The organism is Sporomusaceae bacterium (assembly GCA_031460455.1).
GTDB lineage: Bacteria > Bacillota > Negativicutes > Sporomusales > UBA7701 > Anaeroselena.
Genome location: JAVKTQ010000001.1, coordinates 519,187 through 537,760, shown reverse-complemented (window position 1 = coordinate 537,760; position 18,574 = coordinate 519,187). Strand labels below are relative to the sequence as shown.

General features: G+C 59.8%; 16 protein-coding genes and 1 other annotated feature (1 of these 17 cut by a window edge). Of the genes, 6 read left to right on the top strand and 10 right to left on the bottom strand.

Annotation, left to right across the window (positions count from 1 at the left end):
* Positions 1-179: 179 nt before the first annotated feature.
* Positions 180-2,087 (top strand): sigma 54-interacting transcriptional regulator, encoded by a 1,908-nt coding sequence (locus RIN56_02870; GenBank protein ID MDR7865729.1) that lies wholly within the window; start codon positions 180-182, stop codon positions 2,085-2,087.
* Between the two features lie 76 nt (positions 2,088-2,163).
* Here the strand turns inward: RIN56_02870 and RIN56_02865 are convergent, their stop codons facing one another.
* The 6 genes from RIN56_02865 to RIN56_02840 form a co-directional block, all read right to left on the bottom strand.
* Entirely contained in the window at positions 2,164-3,324 is a 1,161-nt protein-coding gene (locus RIN56_02865; GenBank protein ID MDR7865728.1) for an MFS transporter, read from the bottom strand.
* 220 nt (positions 3,325-3,544) lie between these two features.
* A complete protein-coding gene (locus RIN56_02860; protein MDR7865727.1) occupies positions 3,545-3,979 on the bottom strand; it encodes a DUF488 domain-containing protein in 435 nt (144 codons plus the stop codon).
* 68 nt (positions 3,980-4,047) lie between these two features.
* Positions 4,048-6,336, bottom strand: a complete 2,289-nt coding sequence (locus RIN56_02855; GenBank protein ID MDR7865726.1) for an ATP-binding protein — start codon at positions 6,334-6,336, stop codon at positions 4,048-4,050.
* A gap of 139 nt (positions 6,337-6,475) precedes the next feature.
* On the bottom strand, positions 6,476-7,564 hold the full coding sequence (locus RIN56_02850; protein MDR7865725.1) for a hypothetical protein: 1,089 nt from the start codon (positions 7,562-7,564) through the stop codon (positions 6,476-6,478).
* 69 nt (positions 7,565-7,633) lie between these two features.
* Positions 7,634-7,987: a hypothetical protein gene (locus RIN56_02845; GenBank protein MDR7865724.1), complete on the bottom strand. Its 354-nt coding sequence runs from the start codon at positions 7,985-7,987 to the stop codon at positions 7,634-7,636.
* An 80-nt stretch (positions 7,988-8,067) separates the two neighbouring features.
* Positions 8,068-10,095: a PAS domain-containing protein gene (locus RIN56_02840; protein ID MDR7865723.1), complete on the bottom strand. Its 2,028-nt coding sequence runs from the start codon at positions 10,093-10,095 to the stop codon at positions 8,068-8,070.
* Positions 10,096-10,477: 382 nt separating this feature from the next.
* Between RIN56_02840 and RIN56_02835 the strand changes: the two genes are divergently transcribed.
* Positions 10,478-11,155, top strand: a complete 678-nt coding sequence (locus RIN56_02835) for a hypothetical protein (protein MDR7865722.1) — start codon at positions 10,478-10,480, stop codon at positions 11,153-11,155.
* A 174-nt stretch (positions 11,156-11,329) separates the two neighbouring features.
* On the opposite strand, the gene RIN56_02830 is transcribed toward RIN56_02835, so the two are convergent.
* From RIN56_02830 to RIN56_02820, 3 genes are all read right to left on the bottom strand, one after another.
* Entirely contained in the window at positions 11,330-11,572 is a 243-nt protein-coding gene (locus RIN56_02830) for a hypothetical protein (GenBank protein ID MDR7865721.1), read from the bottom strand.
* 158 nt (positions 11,573-11,730) lie between these two features.
* Positions 11,731-12,402 (bottom strand): superoxide dismutase, encoded by a 672-nt coding sequence (locus RIN56_02825; GenBank protein ID MDR7865720.1) that lies wholly within the window; start codon positions 12,400-12,402, stop codon positions 11,731-11,733.
* A gap of 129 nt (positions 12,403-12,531) precedes the next feature.
* Positions 12,532-13,176, bottom strand: a complete 645-nt coding sequence (locus RIN56_02820) for a PAS domain-containing protein (protein MDR7865719.1) — start codon at positions 13,174-13,176, stop codon at positions 12,532-12,534.
* Between the two features lie 246 nt (positions 13,177-13,422).
* Between RIN56_02820 and RIN56_02815 the strand changes: the two genes are divergently transcribed.
* The 4 genes from RIN56_02815 to RIN56_02800 are packed head-to-tail and all read left to right on the top strand — an operon-like array spanning position 13,423 to position 16,848.
* A complete protein-coding gene (locus RIN56_02815) occupies positions 13,423-13,803 on the top strand; it encodes a RidA family protein (protein ID MDR7865718.1) in 381 nt (126 codons plus the stop codon).
* A gap of 52 nt (positions 13,804-13,855) precedes the next feature.
* Positions 13,856-15,076, top strand: coding sequence for a dicarboxylate/amino acid:cation symporter (locus RIN56_02810; protein ID MDR7865717.1), 1,221 nt, complete (start codon positions 13,856-13,858; stop codon positions 15,074-15,076).
* 50 nt (positions 15,077-15,126) lie between these two features.
* Positions 15,127-16,119 carry a D-cysteine desulfhydrase gene (locus RIN56_02805; GenBank protein ID MDR7865716.1) on the top strand — a complete coding sequence of 331 codons (993 nt, stop codon included), beginning with the start codon at positions 15,127-15,129 and terminating at the stop codon, positions 16,117-16,119.
* Positions 16,120-16,152: 33 nt separating this feature from the next.
* Entirely contained in the window at positions 16,153-16,848 is a 696-nt protein-coding gene (locus RIN56_02800; GenBank protein ID MDR7865715.1) for an amino acid racemase, read from the top strand.
* 60 nt (positions 16,849-16,908) lie between these two features.
* Here the strand turns inward: RIN56_02800 and RIN56_02795 are convergent, their stop codons facing one another.
* Entirely contained in the window at positions 16,909-18,357 is a 1,449-nt protein-coding gene (locus RIN56_02795) for a tryptophanase (protein MDR7865714.1), read from the bottom strand.
* Between the two features lie 56 nt (positions 18,358-18,413).
* Positions 18,414-18,574, bottom strand: a binding site (T-box leader) (it continues 82 nt past the right edge of the window).

Genomic DNA, 18,574 nt, shown 5'->3' with positions numbered 1-18,574 from the left:
CCCTGTTTCCGCCTATTTCCCGCGTTTTCCCGCCGCTGCCGGCGGGGAAAAAGTCGCGCGGCGTCAACCAAAAAATGTAATAATTGTAACAGATGTAAGAAGAATAGTTCTTACATCTGTTTTGGCGCCGTTATTGGTGTATAATTGAGGGGAGAGAATATCGGGAGAGGATTGCCGGCATGAAGACAAAGATGTGGATTATCACGCCGTTCGTTGCGATGCAGAAGGTGGCTGAGCAGGTGGTGGCCGAGAGGGCTCGCGAACTTGCCAACTGCGATGTCGCGGTATCGACTTCCCACTGCGACGTCACCGGGTTTCAGAACAGCCTGGTCGAGCTGCGCAAGGCGCAGGAGTGGGGAGCGGAGGTGATTGTCAGCCGCGGCGGCACGGCGGCGTATATCGCCGAGCATACCGATATCCCCGTGGTCGAGATCGAGGTGACGGCGCTCGATATGCTGAGCGCGTTCAACAAGGCGGGGAAAGACGCGTCGACGATCGGCCTGGCGGGGTTCAGGAATGTTATTTACGAGTGCGAGAGCCTGTACGATTTTCTGGGCACCCAGCTCCGTCAGGTTACGATTCTCGACGATTGCGACGATGCGGGGATGAAGCAGGCCATCAGGGAAGGCATCCGGATCCTGGTGGGCGACGCGCTGGCGATAAGGTTCGCCAATTCGGCCGGGATATCGTGCATTTTGATCGAGTCGGGCAAGGCGTCGATCTATAAGGCGATCAGGGAGGCGGAGTCGGTCGTCAGGGTGCGCAGGAAGGAACAGGCCCGGACGGAGATGCTGCGGACGATAATCGATTCGTCGACCGACGGCATAATCGCGGTCGATGATGCCGCCCGCATAACGCTTTTCAACAAGGCGGCGGAGGGTATCTTCGGGTTCGGTCAGGACCGGGCGGCCGGACGGCCGGTGACGGACGTCATTCCCAATACGCGCCTGCCCCAGGTGCTGAGCACCGGCGAGCCGGAGATCGGCGAGCTGCAGATAATCGGCAAACGGCAGATCGCCACGAAGCGCATCCCGATAAAGACGGGCGATCAGGTTACCGGCGTCGTGGCGACTTTCCAGGAGGTGTCGCAGCTGCAGAAGTTCGAGCAGTCTATCCGCCGGAAGCTTTACGATAAGGGTCTGACGGCCAAGTTCCATCTTAACCAGATTGTCGGCGATTCCCCCGCGCTGCGGAAGGCGAAGGAGCTCGCCCGCACGTATGCGGCAACCGATTCGACGGTGATGATCACGGGGGAGACGGGCACCGGCAAGGAGCTTTTCGCCCAGAGCATTCACAACCTCAGTTCGCGCCGCGACGCGCCTTTCGTGGCCGTCAACTGCGCCGCGCTGCCGGAAAGCCTGCTGGAGAGCGAGTTGTTCGGGTATGAGGAGGGTGCGTTTTCGGGGGCGAAGAAGGGCGGCAAGATCGGCCTGGTCGAACTCGCCCACCGCGGGACGCTGTTTCTCGACGAGATCGGCGAGATGCCGCTTTCGCTGCAGACCCGCATCCTGAGGATGATCCAGGAGAAAGAGGTTATGAGGCTTGGGGGCGACAAGATCAATATGGTCAATGTCCGTATATTGGTGGCGACCAATAAGGATTTGACCCGTCTTGTGGCGGTCAACAGGTTCCGGGAGGATCTTTATTACCGGCTCAACGTGCTGCCGCTGCATCTGCCGCCGCTGCGGGAGCGTCCGGAGGATATCGGGCGCCTGGCGGAGCATTTCGTCCGCAGGCTGTCGACGCACCGGCCGCCGGTGAAGAGCATTTCTCCGGAGGCGATCGGGGCGCTGCGGGAATACCCGTGGTTCGGCAATGTGCGGGAGCTGGCCAATGTGGTGGAGCGACTGGTGCTGTTGTCGCCGGGGGCGGAAATCGGCAGACGGCAGGTGGCGGAGGTGGTGAATGTCGCCAGTAAGCCGGAGGCTGCCGCGGCTCAGCCGGCTGCGGATGTGTGGGCGCTGGTCGGGGAGTTCCGGAAGCTGGGTATGGGGGCGCGGAAGATCGCCAGGGTGCTGACTCAGAAGGGGTACGATATAAAGTATTATCAGGTCGCTTATCGCCTGGACAAGGAAAAGAACGGGTAAGGGCGGCGATACGGAAAAAAACCTGCGAGATTCGCAGGTTTTTCGTTTGCGGAGTTTATGCTGCGGCGGGGGCGGACTACCGCGGCGCGTGCGCGCGCAGGGCGAGGTGGAAGTAGAGCGCGCAGACGAGGATGACGGCGGCGGCGGCGGTGAAGACGGCCGTAAAGCCGAACGCCTGGGCGACAACGCCGAGGACGGAAGCGCCGAGGGCGTTGCCGACGTCGCCCGCACCGGAGAGGATGCTGAGGGCGGAGCCTTTGTTGGCTTCTTTGACGTTTTGCACGAGGAAGCCGGCCAGGGTGGGGTAGATGGTTCCGAAGCCGAAGCCGACGAGGACGCCGGCGACGGCGAAGACGGTCGGGCAGGGGGCGGCGGCGAGCAGGAAGGCGCTGGCGGCGTTGAGGAGGCTGGCGCAGACGGAGGTTTTGACGGGGCTGAGCCATTCATTGACGGTCTGGACGCCCAGACGGGCGAGGACGACGGCGAGACTGAAGGCGACGAAGAAGACGGAGAAGCCGCCGATGCCGTGGGCCAGGGCGAGCAGGGGGACGAAGGTGAACATGGTGCCGAGGGCAAAGTTGGAGGCGAACAGGCAGACGGACGGGGCGAGGACGATTTTGGCGGCCAGGACGGCGCGGAAAGGGGCCCGGGCGTCGCCCGCGCGAGCGGGGGCCGGTTTGGAGCCGAACCATATTACCGCCAGGGCGCAGAGGGAGACTGTCAGACTGACGGCGATCAGGGACGTGAAGCCGGCGGCCTGGTAGACGAAGGGGCCGGCGCTGGTGCCGATGCCGAGGCCGATCATGGTGAAGAGGGAGAAGTAGGCGATGGCGGCGGTGGCGTGTTCGCGCGTGCCCACCGTGCTGGCGAAGGTGATGGCGCCGGTGCCGTAGAAGGACATGGCGATCCCCTGCCAGAAGCGCACGAGGAGCAGGGGCCAGAACCCGGTTGCCCACAGGTAGGCCGCCAACCCCGTAATTGTGAGGATCTGGCCGATCTGCAGCGTGAACCGGCTGCCGCGCACGTCGGCGCTCATCCCCGACCAGGGGCGGAGCAGCAGGGCGCCGAGCGAGACGATACCCATGGCGAAGCCGATCTGGGATTCGCTCAGGCCTGTGGTTTTGAAGTGCACCGGCAGAACGGGGTTAAGCAGGTTGTTGCTGAAGACCATCATCATCTGGACGATGACGATGATCTGGAACTGGCGGTTGGCGAACAGGTTCGGCAGTAAGGACATCGGTGCGCCTCTCGGGTCGGCCGCGGCGGGTCGCCTGGGAAATTGCGCCGCCGGCCGGAATTCAGACTAATTATAGCTGCCGGACGGGCGGATTACAACCGGCCGATTGGCGCGTAATACGCCGCCAAACGCGATTGCCGGCGGAAAATCCGCGCACGCCGCCCGCGGTCACTAAAGACGAAAAACCGCGATTTCCGCGGTTTTTCGATTGTTTATCGGTTTACAGGTGGACGATTTCGAGGCCGGGGATGAGCGCCGCGAGGCGCTCGGCGAGCAGCCGCCGGTGGCAGCGCGTGGCTGCGGGTTCGCTGCACAGCAGGCAGGCGCCGGCGAAGAGGGCAGGGTCGGTTTTACGCAGAGCCTGGCGCTCTTCGAGCAGGCGGGCGTACTCGCTTTCGTACTCGGGCCAGCTGATTTTTTTTGTTTTGTAGCCGTCCATGAGGCTTTCGGTGGGGGCGAAGTCGGTCAGGTGGAGGTAGTCGATGCCGGCGATGGCGTCGAGGAGGTATTCGAGATCGGGTTTTTTGGTGTAGCCGGCGAGTTGGGAGGTGTTGTTGAGGCGGATATCGATGAGCCTGCTGACGCCGTTTTGCTGCAGGAGGGTGAAGAAGTCGCGGGCGGATTTTTTCCCGGAGCCGATGGTGTAGAGGGTCATTGCTTCGACCTGCCTTTCGGATTTTTTTCGCTGGCGCGTGATTGCAGCGCGGCGGCATGGCGCGCGGCTTAAGGTTTGACCGGGAATCTGACGTAAAAGGTGGTGCCGTCCATGCCGGTGGCGAAGTCGACGGCGGCGCGGTGGCGCTGGGCGATACGGTAGCATACCGACAGGCCGAGGCCGGTGCCGTTGTCTTTGGTGGTGAAGAAGGGGGTGCCGATTTTTTTGATGACGCTTTTGGGGATGCCGCGGCCGGTGTCGCTGACGGCGAGGACGATCCGGCCTTCTGCCGCCGGGCTGGTGGCGATGGTGACGACGCCGCCGCCCGGCATTGCTTCCAGGGCGTTGCGGGTGAGGTTGAGCACCAACTGGCGGAGCTCTTTTTCGTCGAATAAGATGGAGGGGACGGGGCTGGTTCTGAGTTCGACGGAGTGGCCGGTGCGCAGGGCATCGGCCTGCAGGAGCGGCAAGATGGCGGCGAGGGCGTCGTTGAGGCTGCCGGGCTTGAGGTCGGAGGTTTTGTTTTTGGCGAGGGAGAGAAATTCGCTGATGATGCTGTTGGCGCGGTCCAGCTCGTCGATCATCATCGCCAGTTGGGATTTGTACCCGGCGAGTTCGTTTTTCCGCTGGAACAGCTGCAGGTAGCCGCGGACGGTCGTCATGGGGTTGCGGACTTCGTGGCCGATGCCGGCGGCCATCTCGCCGACGAGGTTGAGGCGGTCGAGGCGGGCCATGTCGGCTTCGAGCAGCTTTTCTTTGGAGATGTCCTGCATGATGGCGATGCGGCACGGTTCGTCGCCGATATGGACGAGGGTGGTGGTGGTCATTACGGTTACCAGCTTGCCGGTTTTCGTTCTGAGCTTATATTCCGCGAGAGGCAGTTCGCCGGCGGTGCGCAGGGTGTGGAGGAGTTTCGCTGCCTTACGTTCGTCAAGATTGACCCTGATGCCGAGATCCTTGGCGGTGCGGCCGCTGACTTCGTCGCGTGTGTAGCCGAGGGTGTCGAGGTATTTCCGGTTGGCTTCGACGTGCCGGTCGTCGACCATGCTGTAGATGGCGATCATCGCCGGGCTGTGGTGGAATATGCCCCGGAAGCGTTCCTCGGCCTCGATGAGTTCGCTGGTGCGTTCGCGGATGATCTCTTCCTGCCTGCCGAGCAGCGCCTCGCCGAGCAGCGCCCGCCGTTCGGCCGCGAGCCGCCGCCGGCTGTGGAGGGCGATGAGGGCCACCAGCAGGCTGACGACGGCGAGCGCGAACAGGCTGGTAACGATGATGGACCATTTATGGGTCTGCCAAAGGGAAGGCCGCCTGTTTATCACGATGCTGCCGGCCGGGAGTGTGCTTTCGCCGATCGACCAACGCTGTAGCTCGGCCGCGTCGAAGCGGTATTCGGCGATGTCGAGCGTTTCCAGGGTTCCGGGCGCGGTGCGGCCCTGGAGGATGGCGAGGGCTTTTTCGCCGACCGCCCGGCCGAGGCTGCCGATATTGAGGACGTAGCCGCCGACGGCGCCGCCGTCGCCGATGTGGGTGGAGTAGCTGCCGAAAACGGGCGCCGGCGAGGCTGCGGCGAGGCTGCGCGCTATCTGGGCCGGGACGAGCGGGGAGCCGTAGTTGTCGCGGGCGAAGTCGACGAACAGGACGGCGGCCGGTTTGTCGAGGGCGGCAAGGTGGTCGATTAGCTCGGGGAGGGCCAGGTAGTCGAGATAATTTATCGCCACCTGGCCGGCGAGGGGGGCTAGCCGTCGTGGCAGTTCTTCGCGAAGGTCCCGCTCGGCTTCGGAGCGGCCCAGCACCACGTACAGCCGCTCGACGGCCGGCACGAGTTCGAGGATGAGGGCGGCGTTTTTGAGCGGGTCGAAAGCCGGGATGCAATAGGTCCGGTTGGGATGCAGCAGAGCGGGGGTGATGTCGAGCGTCAGGGTGCTGAAGGCGAGGACCGGCGTGTCGCCGAAGATGTCGTCGCAATAGGTATCGAGGAAGCGGATCCCGACGGGGGAGTGGACGACGATTATGTCGGGGCGGGAGTAGCGGTATTTTTGGCGGAGGACTTCCGCGATGGCGCGGGCGACGGTGTCGTTGGGGGAATAGGACAGGACTTCGAGATTTTCGGAGAAATATTCGAATTCGCGAGAGTCGTCCGCTGCCAGGCGCTGTTTGAAGCCGGCGGTAAAAGCGATGTTGAAGGAGGAGTCCATGCTTTGCGTGTAGAGGAGGAGGACTTTGCTTTTAACGGGAGAGGCGGCCGCGCTTTGCCCCGCCGCCAGCGGGGCGGCCGGAAGGGCGAGGAGAAGGGTGAGGGCGAAGAGGCGGGTTAAGGCCTGTGCGCACCAGCGGCGATAACTATGTGGGTATTGCATTACAGGGAGCACCTTTCCTCTCCCGAGCATAACTTTAATATGGTAATTCTTGCGAATTTGGGAATTTCCTGCCAGGAAACAACAAAGTTCGCATTCTGCCGGTCGGCAGGTGCGAACTTTGTTGTTTGCGGGGCGTAAATCAGTAGTCCTTGCTGCCGCCCGGCTTGGCGGCCGAGGCTTTTTCCTTAATGTCGACGACCGCCTGGTTATGGTAGGTGATGATGACCCGGAAGGGGTGGGTCTGCGGGGTGGGGTCGGCGGCGGCGATTTTGAAGGTGTTCTGCCTTATCTGGACGTTGACATAGTAGCCGCCGCCCAGATTCCAAACGGCGTAGGAGTCGAGGTATTTGCCCTTCTCCTCGGAGGGTGGGCCGTAGCGGCCGGTGAGGCCTTGCTTTATTGCGGCGAAGCGGTCGTGGACCTGGTCGTCTTTGAGGGGCCACGATATCTGCACTTGCCACATCTTGTCCTGGTAGAAGTGGACATAGATCCAGGCGTCGGCGAAGTCGGCGAACGGGCCGCCGAAGTAGTACCAGCGGTTGTCGCCGTCTTTGCCGTCGAGGAAGGAGACGCGGATGGTGTTGGGGCGTTTGAGGAGGACGGTTTTGGCCTGTTCGAAGGTGGCGCCCCAGGGGACGCCGAGGACGTTGTCGGTTTTTACGGGGTAGTACGGTTGGCCGTCCTTCCATTCGCCGTCATGGACGACCTTGCCGGCGGGGTTGTAGCCGACGCCGCGGCCGTGGGGGGTGCCGTTGACCCAGTCGCCTTCGTATTTGAAGCCGTCGGGGTATTTGTAGGCGCCTTTGCCGTGGAAGAAGTTGTTTTTGAATTCGCCCTCGTAGACGGCGCCGGAGGGTAACTTCATCAGGCCTTTGACCCGCTGGCCGTCGGCGTACAGGCAGTCGACATAGTTGCCGTCAGACCAGGTGAGGATTACCCGGCCGTTCATCAGCCCGCCCTTTATTTCGGCTTCGCCGGTGGCGGAGTAGGTTGCGCCGTCTTTGTTGGCGCGCACGGTGAGGGTGAGGCTGCCTTTGCCGTCGGCCTTGCCGTCGACGAGCGGCCCGGACCAGGTGGCGGCCGTAATGGTGTAGTCGTCGTGGACGTAGCCGATTTTGCCGCCGGTGGCGGGGTCGACGGCCCAGCTTGCGGCCGCGAGGGCGGCGGCGGCCGTGCCGAGGATGAGGAGGGCTAGGAGGAGAGATATGGTGGTCCTGAAGGATTTCACGACAATACCTCCTTGTGAGCTGATTACAAAGCGGCGTATGTAATAGCGGCCGGACGGGCAGCCGGGCTTCTAGCGCTGCCACATGGCCGGTTTTGGTCCGGCGAGGGCGAGGAAGTGGTTGTAGATGCGCGGCGGGTTGTCCTGACGGAGGATGCAGATTTTGATGCTGTGGGGGGCGGTGCCGTGGAGGCAGGAGTGGGCGACGCTGCCGGAGACGAGGGCGTCGCACCAGATGTGGCCGTAGATGAGGGCGTCGGGGGCGGTTTCCTTTGTGCCGCCGCCGGCGACGTCCCAAAGGGGGTTGGCGACGTCGGCGACGTATACCTGGGCGATCTCCCGGCTGTTCCACTGCCGGCGGACGGATACGAGGTCGGTGCCGGCCACCGGTTTGGGGGGCTTGGTGTTTTTGGTTTTGGACTTCATGCCAGGGCGCCTCCTTGCGGCCGTGGAAAAATACGCGGCCGGATTTGCCGAATAGTGTTCCCTGCGGCGTTCTTTTATCGTCAGTCTAACGGCCGGCTTGGGGTTGGGATGATTCTGTTTCTGCCGGTCTGTTTGGCGGTATAGAGCCTGTTGTCGGCTTTTTCGATGATTTTTTCGGCGGAGAGTTCGCTTGCCTCGAAATCCAGACAATCGACGACGCCGCCGCTGAAGGTGAAGCTGATAGCGGTGCCGTTGTAATCGAAGACGGCTTTGCGGATTTTGTCGAGGACGCGGGTCATCATTGCGACGGCCTGATCTTTACCGGTGCTGGGCGAGACGACGATGAACTCTTCGCCGCCGTAGCGGCCAAGTATGTCGTAGGGGCGCAGGTTGGCGCCGAGCACCCGGGTAAATTCGCGGAGGATGAAGTCGCCGGCGAGGTGGCCGAACCGGTCGTTGATGGCCTTGAAGAGGTCGATGTCGAGCATCGCGACCGCGAAGCTCCGGCCTGTCCGCCGGTACTCGGCGAGGATGGTTTCGAGACGTTCGAAGATGAAGCGCCGGTTGTAGATACCGGTGAGCGGGTCGCGGAGGGAGATCTGGCGGATCCTTTCCTCGGTTTCGATGCGTTCAGTGATGTCTCTGGCGGCGGCGTAAATGAGGCTGCCGTAGGGGTGGGAGCGCCATTCGATATATCGGTAGCCGCCGTCTTTTGTACGGTAACGGTTGACGAAGTTGAGCACCTGTTCTCTGCCGGCGAGCTTGGCCATGGCCTGCAGAGTGGCGTCGAGGTCGTCGGGATGGACGAATTCTAGGAACTTGCGGTTTTCCAGTTCCTCCTGCGAATAGCCGAGGATGTCTGTCCAGGCTTTGTTGGTTTTGACGAAGTTGCCCTGGAGGTCGGCGATGCAGAGGAGGTCGAGGTTGACGGAGAAGAAGCGCTCAAGTTCGTCGGCGCTGTTTTTATCTTCGGTGATGTCGATGTTGGTGCCGATCCAGCGGTAGGGGATACCGTTTTTGTTGGCCAAGGCGCCGCCGCGGGTGAGTATCCACCGCCACTCGCCGTTTTTGTGGCGCAGGCGGTGACTTATTTCGTAGCGAGCCGCGCGGCCGTGGAGGTAGTCGTCCATCGCTTTTTCGATGGCCGGAGCGTCGTCGGGGTGCCAGAGGTTTTTCCACCCGGCAACGGTGTTCTCGATTTCGTGGTCGGCGTAGCCGAGCATGTTTTTCCACTTCGGGGAGTAATAGACGGTGTCGCGTTTCATGTCCCAGTCCCACAGGCCGGCGTCGGTGGCTTCGAGGGCGAGGTTGAAACGCCGTTCGCTTTCTTTGAGTTCTTCCTCGGCTTTCTTTTGGGGGGTGATATCGGCATGGGTGCCGAACATCTTCAGGGGCCGTCCGTCGGCGGTCCATTCGGTGACCTTTCCCCGGTCGGCGATCCATAGCCAGCGGCCGTTTTTGTGTTTTACGCGCGTTTCGCAGGCGAAGGCGTCGGTTTCTCTGGCGAAGCATTTTTGCAGCGCTGCCTGGGATTTTTCGATGTCGTCCGGATGGATGAAGCGCAGCCAGGTTTCTATGCTGACCGGCTGGAGCTCGGCGAGGGTGTAACCGATGATTTCCGCCCAGCGTTCGTTGAAGATGGTCTCACCCGTCTGGACGTTCCACTCCCACGTTCCCAGGCCGGTGCCTTCGATGACGTTCTCGAGCTTTTGCTTCTGTTCTGCGAGTTTTAGCTGCAGCGAACGCTGTTCGGTTATATCGACGCTGACCATAAAAAAGTAATTTTCGCCGCCGCTCTCGATGACGTTGCCGGAGAAGAGCAGTGTGCGGAAGGCGCCGGCCTTGGTTTTGACCTGCAGCTCCAGGTCGGTGATTTTGCCTGTTTTCTGCACTTCGGCGATCATGGCGGCCAGATCATCGGCAGACATCAGGCCCATTTCGTTGATCGTCCTGCCGATTGTCTCTTCCCGCGTGTAGCCGAGGCTGTCGGTGAAGGCGCGGTTGACTTCGACATATTTCCTGTCCGGCATGCTGGTGACGGCGATGAGGGCGGGGTTGTCGGCGAAGATCCCGGCGATTTTGCGGAGAGAGAAGTGTTCTTTGTTCATTATTGCCGGCCTTCTTTCGCTGAAAAGTTCGCCTGATAATAAGTATAACCTTCGGTGTTTTTTGGTAATTTCCTTTATTTTACATAATTCGACATGGTTTCCCGGGTTTGACGACCGGCCCGGAGGCGTGGAGGGGCCGGCGGGGGAAGAATCTTCTTGCCAAGATGAGGAAATGCCTTTATACTGTATTCAAACAATATCAGCCGATGACAACGCAGTCTTCCGATTTCTTCGGAAGACTGCGTCTGTTTGTAGGCATATTGGACAAAGAAGTCTTCCGCCGCGGCGGAAGACTTCTGTTTTTTCGGGGAGGGGGGAGGAAAGGGGAAACGTATCACCGAGGGAGCAGATTAAATAATAGATAATAATTGGGAGGGTCTGTATGAAAAAGCTGGTTTTACTCACTTGCCTTCTTGTTCTTGCGGTCGCGTCGCCTGTCGCGGCTACGCCTTCGACCGCGGTTTGGATTCCTTCGACCGATATCCAGCCGGCGGACAAGGTTCATTTCGGGATCGACAATTATTTCACCGCCAAGTCGCTGCAAGCCGGCGAATCTACCGGCGCTTTCACCACGCCTACTTATGGCCTGACATTCGGTTTCAAAAACGGCGAGGCCGGGATCGATTATGTCGCCGGGCAGAGAGACCCGCTGTACTTCAATTTCAAATTCAAGCTGGCCGGCAAGACGCCTTCGGATCTGAACGTAGTGGCCGGCGTGTATAACATCGGCACGACCAAGACGACAAACCAGGAGGTCAAGTATATCCTGACGAGCGTGACCGACGCCAACAATTGGCGCTATTCCCTCGGCTACGGCGTGGGCCGTAAGGACGCGCTGGGAAGCGATAACAAGATGCTGCTGGCCAGCATCGATAAGCAGCTCAACGACAAGTGGTGGGTGTGCGTCGATTACCAGAGCGGCAAGAGTGCGCTGGGAGCGCTTAACTTCGGCGTTGGCTATACTGTTGCGCCGAATGCGTCGATAATTGTCGGCTATGATATTTATAACGACAGGAATCTTAAGAATACGATAACGACCCAATTGGATATCAATTTTTAGAGCCGGAGGCATCAGGTTGCTGAGAAAGCCCCAGGTGCAAGGCGCACCGGAAGAGCGAGCCGCGACGCGTACTCGGGCGTACGCTAGCAAGTGCTCTGAGGAGCAACGCCGCAGATGGGGCTTTATCGGCAAACTGAAAACGGGAGGGCGTATGCCCTCCCGTTTTTTGTTGCGTTATTTACTGTAGGTGAGTAAATAGTTGGCGCCGAGCTCTTCATAGCGCTTAAGCTGCGAGATGACCCGGGATGCCTTGAGCGAGCAGATGTCGTCGTCGATGCTGTCGTCGCCGATGACGTCTTTGACGATGGCGCTGATCTCATAGGCGGTGTATCCGAGCCAAGCGAGGCGCTTGACGAGCTTTTTGATGATGTTGAGCTCCATTTTTTCTTCCTCCGTAATTACTAAGATGGTAATCATAACGCCGCAAGGCGCTATCAGCCGCAATTACCTCCGACTATTACCAACCGCTCACTAGAATGAAGAAAACCTGGGGAGGCAGATTTTTCACTACTTCTAATATTGATGGCAATCAATCTTATTTAAGATATCATTATCTGGGCGGAAAGTCAAGGGGATTATTCGGCGGCTCCGGCGGGGAGGAGGGGGAGCTGACCCTCCATGGCGAGGAGGAGGCGGTTTTCGACTTCGTACCAGTTGATGAGTTTGAGCCATTGGCGGACGTATTCCTCGCGCTTGTACTGGTAGTCGAGGTAGTAGGCGTGTTCCCAGGAGTCGGCGACGAGGATGGGGATGGCCCCCCACTGGGTGAGGTTCTGGTGTTTTTCGGCGGTGAGGATTTCCAGGCGGCCCCAGGCGGGGTTCCAGGCGAGTATGCCCCAGCCGGAGCCTTCGACTTTGACGGTGGCGGCGACGAATTGCTGACAAAATGGTCCGAGGCTGCCGAAGTATTTTTCGATTTCCCGCGTGGCGCAGGGGCCAGGTTCGCCGCCGCTGTCGGGGGGAGCCATGACGGCCCAGTAGATGCTGTGGAGGATGTGTCCCGAGCCGTTAAAGGCCAGTTCGTTTTCCCAATACTTGATATAGTTGAAGTCTTGATTGTCCCTTGCTGCGGCGAGCGCGAGTTCGGCTTTGTTGAGGCCGTCGACATAGGCTTTGTGGTGATGGTCGTGGTGGAAACGGAGCGTGGCGGCGCCGAGGACGGGCTCGAGGGCGTCGTAGGGGTAAGGCAAGGGGGGCAGGCGGTGTTTGCCGGCGGGGACATAGCGCCTGAAGGCGTCGGTTTCCAAGGTGTTCAACCCTCCCGTAGCGATTGATGAGTTATTATGTTATAAGGTATGCGCCGGGCGGAGGGTTGTTGACGGCGGGGACGGATTTGCGGGGGACATGGAAAACCGGCCTGAGGATATCCGGCCGGTTTATTTGCCGTTTTTGAGGCTGCGGACTTCGTCAAGATAGTTATATATGGAGTAGCGTGATACCCCGAGGGTGGCTGCGACCTGTTCGATAGCCCCTTTGACAAGGAAGGCGCCTTTTTCGTCGAGGTGGCTGACGATGTTGAGTTTTTCTTCTTTAGGCAGGTTTGCTACGGGAATCTGGTAGTGCGCCAGGGTATCTTTGATAATGTTGTTAAGCGCTTCAAAGACGTCGTTGGAGAAGTGCTCTTCCATTGGTACGCTGTTCACCGACAGGCTGGCGTCGGCGAAATGTTTTAATGCCATCATGGGAGAGATGTCGATGTTGATACAGAGGCAGCCGACGATTTTCCCCGCGGCATCGCGGATAAACTGGGTGGAGCAGCGGAGTGTTTTGCCGGTTTGCGTGTTTGTGGTGTAGTTCATGAAATTATCGCATTCATCTCCGTGTTTGCGGAGCCTTGCCAGGACAAAGTCGGTGATGGGCGCGCCGATCCGGCGATCGGTGACGTTGCCGGCGATGTGGATCAACGACTGCTCTGGCTTCGCGAAGTCGTGCAGGACCAGCTCGCAATGCGGGCCGATGGTGGCTTGTATGGCATCGATAAATGGTATGAATTTCTTGATTTCGTCATGAATTTCGCTCACGGCAATACCTCCTAGAATGACCCGGCGTCCTGCAATAAATGCAAATCTAATGAACGTCCTGACGTTTTATTAGTTATATTCTATCGGAAAAACCAAGTTCTTACAATAGTCGTTGTTCAAAATAATTTGAATGTTGCTTAAAAAATTTTAAGTAAATATTGACATGCAGTTGAAATCATTTTACACTCAAGACAGGATTAACTGACTGGCCTTTGACCGGCTTGGCAGCAAAAAGGGAGAGAGGATATGCGGCAGATTATACAGACGCCGGCCGCGCCTGCGGCAATCGGACCTTATTCACAGGCAGTACGGATCGGGAATCTGATTTTTACGTCAGGGCAGATTCCCCTGGAACCGGTTAGCGGAAATCTGGTTGATGGCACTATCGAGGAACAGACCAGGCAGGTCCTGGAGAATGTGAAGGCTGTACTGGAGGCTGCCGGCAGCGGTCTGGAGCGCGTGGTGAAGTCGACGGTGTTTATCAAAAATATGGATGATTTCGCCAGGATAAACGCTGTGTATGCCGGGTTTTTCCCGTCCGATCCTCCGGCCAGATCTTGCGTTGAGGTAGCAAGGCTTCCCAAAAACGTCGGTGTGGAAATCGAGGTGGTGGCCTACATAAGTTAGAGTTAATCAGCCGCAATGCGTTTGTCGATTTTATTTTGAAGGAGGCGCTTTCATGAATCTATCCAACAAGATCCTGATTGGTCTGGTTCTGGGGGTAGTGGCCGGTCTGGCCGTAGGTCCCGAGGGGTTAGGCTTCGTGAAAAAGTGGATTGCCCCGTTTGGCACGTTGTTCATCAACATGATCAAAATGGTGATCGTCCCCCTGGTTCTCGCTTCGCTGATTGTCGGCGCGTCCAGCCTCGGCGATGTGCGCAAATTGGGCCGCATCGGCGGCAAAACGGTATCGTTCTATCTTGTTACGACGGCAGTGGCGGTTGTAATCGGGATCGTTATGTCGTTGGTGCTAAGCCCCGGTTCGGGTCTGCAGCTGCCGGCCAACGCGGTTTACAAGGGCAAGGCGGCTCCGCCGCTTATGGATGTGCTGGTTAACATGGTGCCGACCAATGTTTTTCAAGCCATGTTGAATGCCGATATGCTTCAGATCATCGTTTTCGCGCTGTTTGTCGGCATCGGCATCACGCTGGTGGGACAGAAGGCGAAGCCGGTCGAATCCTTCTTCGACGGGCTGGCCGAGATAACTTATAAGATTGTCGGCATAATCATGGCGTTTGCGCCGATCGGCGTTTTCGCGCTGATTCTGCCCGTCGTGGCGGCAAACGGACCGAAGGTCCTGATCCCTTTGGCTAAGGTAATCGCCGCCGTCTATATCGGCTGCCTGATTCATATGAGCATTACCTATTCGGCTATCCTGAAGCTGCTGGCCAATTTTAGCCCCATCCGCTTCTTCAAGGGCATCCTTCCCGCCCAGATGATCGCGTTTTCGACCTGCAGCAGCGCGGCTACCCTGCCGGTGACGATGAAGAATACCCAGGAGAATCTCGGGGTGTCGAAGGAAGTGTCCAGCTTTGTCCTGCCGCTTGGCGCGACGATCAATATGGACGGCACGGCGATTTATCAGGGCGTTGCCGCGTTGTTCGTGGCCCAGATCTACGGCGTCGATCTGTCGCTCAGTCAGATGCTGGTGATCGTGCTCACGGGGACGCTCGCTTCCATCGGGGCGGCTGGCGTGCCCGGCGCGGGACTGATAATGCTCACCCTGACCCTGCAGTCGGTAGGACTTCCCTTGGAGGGCATCGCGCTGATCGCCGGCATCGACCGTGTGCTGGATATGGCCCGCACTACGCTGAACATTACCGGTGACGCCGTCGCAACCGTATTCATTCAGAAGTCGGAAGACAAGGTGGAGAAAGCGTGCGTGGGCGTTTCCGCCTAAGGGGAAGGACGTTTCCGGTCACAGCATCTATATTTTGAAGGAGTGTCGTTATGAATTTAGCACAGTTTCCCCGCAGACGTTATACCGAGGGTCAAACCCCGCTGGAGTTTCTGCCCCGCCTCACCGCCGCTCTGGGAGGCCCCCGCATTTACATCAAGCGGGACGATCTCCTCGGTTTGACCTCAGGCGGCAATAAGACCCGCAAGTTGGAGTTCCTCGTGGCCGACGCGCTGGCCCAAGGGGCTGATACACTGATGACGTGCGGCGCGGTGCAGTCGAATCATTGCCGCCTTACCCTGGCGGCGGCGGTGAAGGAGGGACTCAAGTGCCAACTGGTGCTGGAAGAACGTGTTCCCGGCAGTTATAAGGCCGATGCGAGCGGCAACAATTTCCTCTTCGGTCTGCTGGGCGTCGAGGCGGTAAAGGTCGTTCCCGGCGGGTCGGATATGCTGAAGGAGATGCAGGCGGTCGCGGACGGCCTTACGGCTCAGGGGCGAAAGCCTTATATCATTCCCGGCGGCGGTTCCAACGAGATCGGCGCGACCGGGTATGTCGCCTGCGCCGAGGAGATACTCGCCCAGTCGTTCGACCGGGGCCTGAAACTCGATTATGTGGTGACCACCAGCGGCAGCGCCGGCACCCACGCTGGCCTGGTGACCGGGTTTTACGGCAATAACACGAATATACCGGTGATCGGCATCAATATCAGCCGTAAGAAGAGCGTTCAGGAGGAGCTGGTCTACGGGCTGGTCGAGCGCACCGCCGCACGGCTGGGCGTTAGTCAGGCGATCCCCCGCGAGGCGGTGGTCTGCTATGAGGAATATGTGGGCCCGGGTTATTCGCTGCCGACGCCGGAGATGGTCGAGGCGGTGAAGCTGGTAGCCCGGACCGAGGGCATCCTCCTCGACCCCGTTTATACCGGCAAGGCCATGGCCGGTCTGATCGATCTGATCCGCGGCAATCGCTTCGGGAAAGAGGATAATGTCCTGTTCGTGCATACGGGCGGTTCGCCCGCGCTGTACGCGTATCAGCAGATATTTTAGTTGCAGGGCTCTGTTTGGCGGGAGGAATAGCGCATGAGAAAAACGGTCGGCGTTCTGGGCGGTATGGGGCCGCTGGCGACAGTCGATCTGTTCGCGAAGATTGTGCAGTGTACCCCGGCCGCCGTGGACCAGGACCATTTGCGGATTATCGTCGATAACAACCCGCAGATTCCGCCACGGGTGGAGGCCATTCTCCACGGGGCGGAAAGCCCGCTGCCGGGTATGGCCCGGTCGGCCCGATTGCTGGAGGAGGCCGGGGCGGATTTTATCGTGATGCCGTGCAACACGGCCCATTACTGGATCAGAGAACTGCGTCAGGCGGTCAGGGTGCCTGTCCTCAATATGATCGACGCCGCCGCGGCGCATATCGCGCAGCGGCAGGGCGCGGCCGCCGGCCCGACGCTGTTGCTGGCCACGGCGGCGACAATCAGGACGGGCCTGTATCAGAAAGCGTTCGCGGTTCACAACCTGGCGCTTGTGATGCCGAACGACGCCGAGCAGAAGGCGCTGGACACCGCGGTCAGGCAGGTGAAGGCCGGCCTGGTAGCAGATAATCCTTACCTCGGGGAGCTTAACGCGATGGTCGGCCGTTTCGCCGCCGCCGGTACGCAGGCGATGCTGGCCGGGTGCACCGAGGTGCCGTTGCTTTTCCCTTTTCTCGGCGGTCCGGAGAAATTCGACGCCACCGCCATATTGGCGCAGGCCGTCGTTGAGACCGCGCTTGCCTGAGAACCGCTAACGCACGACCGGCCGGAATTATCCGGCCGGTCGTGCTGTTTTATATGATTGCTATAGGCTGTCGCCGAAGTCTTTCCGGAATTTGGCGGCCAGGTCGGTCTGCCAGCCGGAGAGGGGGGCGAGTTTGCCGAAGAAGAAGCGCAGGAGTTTTGGTTCTTCGGTGAAGGCCAGTCCGCCGACGAGGGCGCGGTTGTCGTACAGCCAGGCGATGCGGTCGACGGCGTACGCTACCTGGGAGAGGGTGAAGACGCGGCGCGGCATGGCGAGGCGGACTAGTTCCATTTTGGCGAAGGTTTCGTTGCCCTGTTCGTCGCGGGCTTCGGACATGGTGCCGCGCTCCATGCCGCGGATGCCGCCGGCGAGGTAGATGGCGGCCGCGAGGGCGGCGGCGGGGTATTGCTGCTGGGGGACGTGGGCGAGGAACTGGCGGGCGTCGATGTGCGCGCCGAGGCCGCCGGGAGGCGTGATGACGGGGACGCCGCGCTTTTGGAGTTCTTCGACCATGTAGGCGATGAACTGCGGGCTCTGGTTGATCATGTCCTCGTCCATGGTTTCGTCGAGGCCGACGGCAATTGCTTCGATTTCGCGGACGGACATGCCGCCGTAGGTGAGGAAGCCTTCGTAGAGGGTGACGAGTTCGCGCATTTTAAGGTAGGCTTGCTCGCTGTTGGTGCAGATGACGCCGCCGCGGGCGCAGCCGAGCTTGCGGGCGGAGAAGTAGATGATGTCGACGAGGTCGGCGATGGCGCGGCTGATGTCGCGGATGGACATGTCTTTGCAGGCTTGTTCGCGGGTTTTGATGAAGTGGAGGTTGTCGGCCAGCAGGCTGGCGTCGAAGACGATGATGATGCCGTATTTATCGCAGACGCGGCGGATTTCGCGCAGGTTGGCGAGCGAGTGGGGCTGGCCGCCGATGAGGTTTGTGCCTGTTTCGATGCGGACGAAGGCGATTTTGTCGGCGCCGTGTTTTTCGACGAGGGCGGCGAGCTTGTCGGTGTCCATGTTGCCTTTGAAGGGGTGGTCGCTGGTGACTTTCGTGCCTTCGTCGATGATGAGTTCTTCGACGGCGCCGCCGTTCAAGACGACATGGGCCCTGCTGGTGGTGAAGTGGTAGTTCATGGGGACGATGGCGCCGGGCCTGACGAACGCCTGGGAGATGATGTTTTCGCACGCTCTGCCCTGGTGGGCGGGGAGGACGAATTTTTTGCCGAAGATGTCGTTGATGCGGGTTTCGAGTTTGGTGAAGGTGGCCGAGCCGGCGTAGCTGTCGTCGGCTTCCATCATGGCGGCGAGCTGTCTGTCGCTCATGGCGTTGACGCCGCTGTCGGTGAGCATGTCGAGGAAGACGTCGTGGTTTTTGAGGAGGAATGTGTTGTTGCCGGCTTCGGCGATGGCCGCCAGACGGCGCTCGACGGGGACGAGGGAGAGTTTCTGGACGATGCGGACTTTGTGGAGCTCGAGGGGCATTGTTTCGCCACGGTAGAATTTGACTACAGACATCGGTAACCACTCCTTATTTTTGTTTTGGAAAATAAAAAATCCCGTCGCTGTATTTCTACAGGGACGGGATGTGAAGCCGTGGTACCACCCTGCTTGCTTGTGGCAAGCCGCTCGTCGGGTGCGGGAACACAAGGGTTCCGATACCCTAGCCCGGTAACGGGGGCGCTCCGGCGCGGTCTACTATAAGGTTCGACCTGCTGCTCACGGGTGTATTTCA

What these genes read in the sequence shown, in the direction of transcription:
- RIN56_02870 (MDR7865729.1), top strand. Translation starts at nt 180, where the DNA reads ATGAAGACAAAGATGTGGATTATCACGCCGTTCGTTGCGATGCAGAAG.
- RIN56_02865 (MDR7865728.1), bottom strand. Translation starts at nt 3,324, where the DNA reads ATGTCCTTACTGCCGAACCTGTTCGCCAACCGCCAGTTCCAGATCATC.
- RIN56_02860 (MDR7865727.1), bottom strand. Translation starts at nt 3,979, where the DNA reads ATGACCCTCTACACCATCGGCTCCGGGAAAAAATCCGCCCGCGACTTC.
- RIN56_02855 (MDR7865726.1), bottom strand. Translation starts at nt 6,336, where the DNA reads ATGCAATACCCACATAGTTATCGCCGCTGGTGCGCACAGGCCTTAACC.
- RIN56_02845 (MDR7865724.1), bottom strand. Translation starts at nt 7,987, where the DNA reads ATGAAGTCCAAAACCAAAAACACCAAGCCCCCCAAACCGGTGGCCGGC.
- RIN56_02840 (MDR7865723.1), bottom strand. Translation starts at nt 10,095, where the DNA reads ATGAACAAAGAACACTTCTCTCTCCGCAAAATCGCCGGGATCTTCGCC.
- RIN56_02835 (MDR7865722.1), top strand. Translation starts at nt 10,478, where the DNA reads ATGAAAAAGCTGGTTTTACTCACTTGCCTTCTTGTTCTTGCGGTCGCG.
- RIN56_02830 (MDR7865721.1), bottom strand. Translation starts at nt 11,572, where the DNA reads ATGATTACCATCTTAGTAATTACGGAGGAAGAAAAAATGGAGCTCAAC.
- RIN56_02815 (MDR7865718.1), top strand. Translation starts at nt 13,423, where the DNA reads ATGCGGCAGATTATACAGACGCCGGCCGCGCCTGCGGCAATCGGACCT.
- RIN56_02810 (MDR7865717.1), top strand. Translation starts at nt 13,856, where the DNA reads ATGAATCTATCCAACAAGATCCTGATTGGTCTGGTTCTGGGGGTAGTG.
- RIN56_02805 (MDR7865716.1), top strand. Translation starts at nt 15,127, where the DNA reads ATGAATTTAGCACAGTTTCCCCGCAGACGTTATACCGAGGGTCAAACC.
- RIN56_02800 (MDR7865715.1), top strand. Translation starts at nt 16,153, where the DNA reads ATGAGAAAAACGGTCGGCGTTCTGGGCGGTATGGGGCCGCTGGCGACA.
- RIN56_02795 (MDR7865714.1), bottom strand. Translation starts at nt 18,357, where the DNA reads ATGTCTGTAGTCAAATTCTACCGTGGCGAAACAATGCCCCTCGAGCTC.